This is a genomic window from Pseudomonadota bacterium, assembly GCA_010028905.1.
Classification (GTDB): Bacteria; Vulcanimicrobiota; Xenobia; order RGZZ01; family RGZZ01; genus RGZZ01.
In genome coordinates, this window is record RGZZ01000535.1 from 1 (window position 1) to 3,150 (window position 3,150).

The following is a 3,150-nucleotide window of genomic DNA, read 5'->3' on the forward strand; positions in this document are numbered from 1 at the left end:
GCCGCCCACCTCATGGCGGCGGCCATCCAGCAGCTGTGGCCGGAAGCGCGCTTCGGCGTGGGCCCCGCCGTCGAGCACGGCTTCTACTACGACGTCGACGTGCCGGTGAAGCTCACTGATGAAGACCTGCCCAAGATCGAGAACAAGATGCGCGAGCTGCGCAACAAGAAGCTCGCCTACGAGCGGGTCGAGATGTCGATCGATGACGCCATCACCGAGATGGAGAAGCGCGGACAGACCTTCAAGGTCGAGCTCCTCCATCTGCTCAAGGAGAAGGGCAGCACGGCTGTGGCCGAAGAGACGGGCGACGACGACGCCGTGGGCACCGACGGCGCCTCCACCGTGTCGTTCTACCACACCGGCGACTTCGTCGACCTCTGCCGCGGCCCCCACGTGAGCATCTCGAACGAGATCGGCGTCTTCAAGCTCATGAGCCTGGCCGGCGCCTACTGGCGTGGCAACGAGAAGAACCCCCAGCTGCAGCGCATCTACGGCGCGGCCTTCGCCACCAAGGAAGACCTCGAGCAGCACCTCTTCCGCATCGAGGAGGCGAAGAAGCGCGACCATCGCCGCCTCGGCGTCGCCCTCGACCTGTTCACGTTCTCTGATCTGGTGGGTCCGGGGCTGCCGCTGTTCACCCCGCGCGGCACGCTCATGCGCCGCCTGCTCGAAGACTTCGTGCAGTCGCTGCAAGAGCCCATGGGCTATGAGCGCGTCACCATTCCGCACATCACCAAGAACGATCTGTACAAGACCTCCGGCCACTGGGACAAGTTCGCCGACGACCTCTTCCACGTGCGCGGCAAGGGCGGCGAAGACTACTGCATCAAGCCCATGAACTGCCCGCACCACACCCAGATCTACGCCTGCCGCAGACGCAGCTACCGCGACCTGCCGCTGCGCTTCTCTGAGGTGACCGCCGTGTACCGCGACGAGCTGCCGGGCGTGCTCTCGGGGCTCTCGCGGGTGCGCGCCATCACCCAGGATGACGCCCACGTCTTCTGCACGCCCGAGCAGATCGCCGAAGAGGTGGGGCGCATCTACGACATCATCGACGCCTTCTACAAGGTGTTCGGCATGGATCTGTCGGTGCGGCTCTCGCTGTGGGATGAGCGCTACCCGGACAAGTACCTGGGCGGCCCGGAGGTGTGGACCCTGTCGCAGGGCACCCTGCGCGGCCTGCTGCAGGCGCGGGGCGTGCCGTTCCGCGAGGAGGCAGGCGAGGCCGCCTTCTATGGCCCCAAGATCGACTTCACCGCCGTCGACGCGCTCGGCCGGCCCTGGCAGCTGGCCACGATTCAGCTCGACTACAACCTGCCCGAGCGCTTCGACCTCACCTACGTGGCCCCCGACGGCAACCCGGCGCGTCCGGTGATGATCCATCGCGCCGTGCTGGGCTCGGTGGAGCGCTTCATGTCGGTGCTCATCGAGCACTACGCCGGCGCCTTCCCGACCTGGCTCTCACCGGTGCAGGCGGTGGTGATCCCCATCGCCGATCGGCATGTCGACTACGCCCACACCGTTTTGAAGACCCTGCGCGCGTCGAGCGGCACGGGCCTGCAGGGCACGCTGCGCGTCGAGCTCGACGACGGCCGCGAGTCGATGCAGAAGAAGATCCGCAACGCCCAGCTCATGAAGGTGCCCTACATGCTGGTGGTGGGAGACAAGGAAGCCGAGCAGGGCGAGGTCTCGGTGCGCCTGCGCAGCGGCGTCGACCTCAAGTCGATGCCCCTGGCCCAGATCGCAGATCGCCTGCGCCAAGAGGTCACAACCCGCCAGGACATCCCCACGGCGTAGGAGGGGCACGGCGCAGGAGGCACGCCGGCTCTCCGCTGGCGCCCCCGCCGTTCGGAACCGAACTTCGCCGAACATCCGCATGTACGCTTGACGTACAGCGTCATGGGCACTACCATGATGGAGTGAGCGACAAATCCGAGCAGCCAGAGCGGCGCATGTATCGAGACCGACGAACGGAACGCTTCGCTCGGGGCAATAGGATCAAGGAGTTTGAGGCGTTCAAAGACCAGGCCGAAAGGCGCCTCGATCTGCTCGAGGCCGCGATCAGCAAGACCGATCTCATGCGTCTTCCCAGCAATCGTTTCGAAGCACTCTCAGGAAAGCGCGCAGGGCAGTTCAGCATTCGCATCAATCAGCAGTGGCGACTCTGTTTTGAATGGCCTGATAGTGAACCAAGACCCTTCAACATCGAGATCACCGATTATCATTGAACGGAGAATGCCCATGCAACGGCGTCCCATCCATCCTGGCGAATTTCTGGCTGATGAGCTGAACGCACTTGAGATCAGCGCGGCCGAACTGGCGCGACTGCTGCATGTTCCGGCCAATCGCATCTCACAGATCATCGCGGGCAAGCGAGCCATGACTGCCGATACCGCGTTGCGCCTCAGCCAGTGGCTTGGTACCTCGCCAGACCTCTGGATGAACCTGCAGAGCCTGTACGAGCTGCGAACGGCCGAGCAGACATCCGGCCCCGTCATCCGCAGCACCGTGAAGCCGCGCGTCTAGAACCGAACTTCGCCGAACCGCGCGGCGCAACATGGCGTCATCACGCCATCGCTACGTGTTCGGCGAGAGCGCGGCCCGAACAGCCCCTGGTCTCAGGGGGTCAGGCTGGGCCAGCCGGTATCTCCGTTGGCCCACTGATCGCCAGGCCCTACCCCGCCTTTGGGAATGAAGTGCTGGTACTTGTGTGAGTGCTTCTTGTAGGCATCCAGCATCTTGGTCTGGGCAAGCTCCATCTTCGTCTGGGCGTCCTTGAGGTCAGCGATGCGCTTGTTGTCCTGGTTCACCTGAGACCACAGGGGCTTCATGCCCTGCTCCTGGTTTGCGACCTGGCTCTTCAGCTGGTTGTTGCTCGCCTGGAGCGCCGCCACGTCGGCCTTGAGGGCAGTGACCTGCTGCTGCAGCTGAAGCACGTTGACCGTCAGCTTCTGAACCTCCACGACATCCGGGCGCGCGCCGCCCTGCGCATCCGCCCCCTGCTGGAGCAGCAGCGCACCTCCCAGGGCAGCCAGGCACAGAACCGCCTTCTTCCGGAACTCCATGTTGAGATGCTCCTCTCGCCAATCGCACAGGGATGTCCCCTGTGAAGGGCCAGGCCCAGATTGAAGGCCGCGCGACCCTCTCTGG

4 protein-coding genes are annotated in these 3,150 nt (G+C 64.5%); 3 read left to right on the forward strand and 1 reads right to left on the reverse strand.

The window, feature by feature from the left end:
• The 3 genes from thrS to higA all read left to right on the forward strand — a co-directional run.
• On the forward strand, positions 1-1,797 hold a 1,797-nt coding region (gene thrS / locus EB084_22435), incomplete at its 5' end, for a threonine--tRNA ligase (protein NDD31022.1).
• Between the two features lie 155 nt (positions 1,798-1,952).
• Complete coding sequence (locus EB084_22440) at positions 1,953-2,228, forward strand: type II toxin-antitoxin system RelE/ParE family toxin (protein NDD31023.1); 276 nt, start codon at positions 1,953-1,955, stop codon at positions 2,226-2,228.
• Between the two features lie 13 nt (positions 2,229-2,241).
• Positions 2,242-2,526 carry an addiction module antidote protein, HigA family gene (gene higA, locus EB084_22445; protein NDD31024.1) on the forward strand — a complete coding sequence of 95 codons (285 nt, stop codon included), beginning with the start codon at positions 2,242-2,244 and terminating at the stop codon, positions 2,524-2,526.
• A gap of 92 nt (positions 2,527-2,618) precedes the next feature.
• Here the strand turns inward: higA and EB084_22450 are convergent, their stop codons facing one another.
• Entirely contained in the window at positions 2,619-3,065 is a 447-nt protein-coding gene (locus EB084_22450) for a hypothetical protein (protein NDD31025.1), read from the reverse strand.
• Between the last annotated feature and the right edge of the window lie 85 nt (positions 3,066-3,150).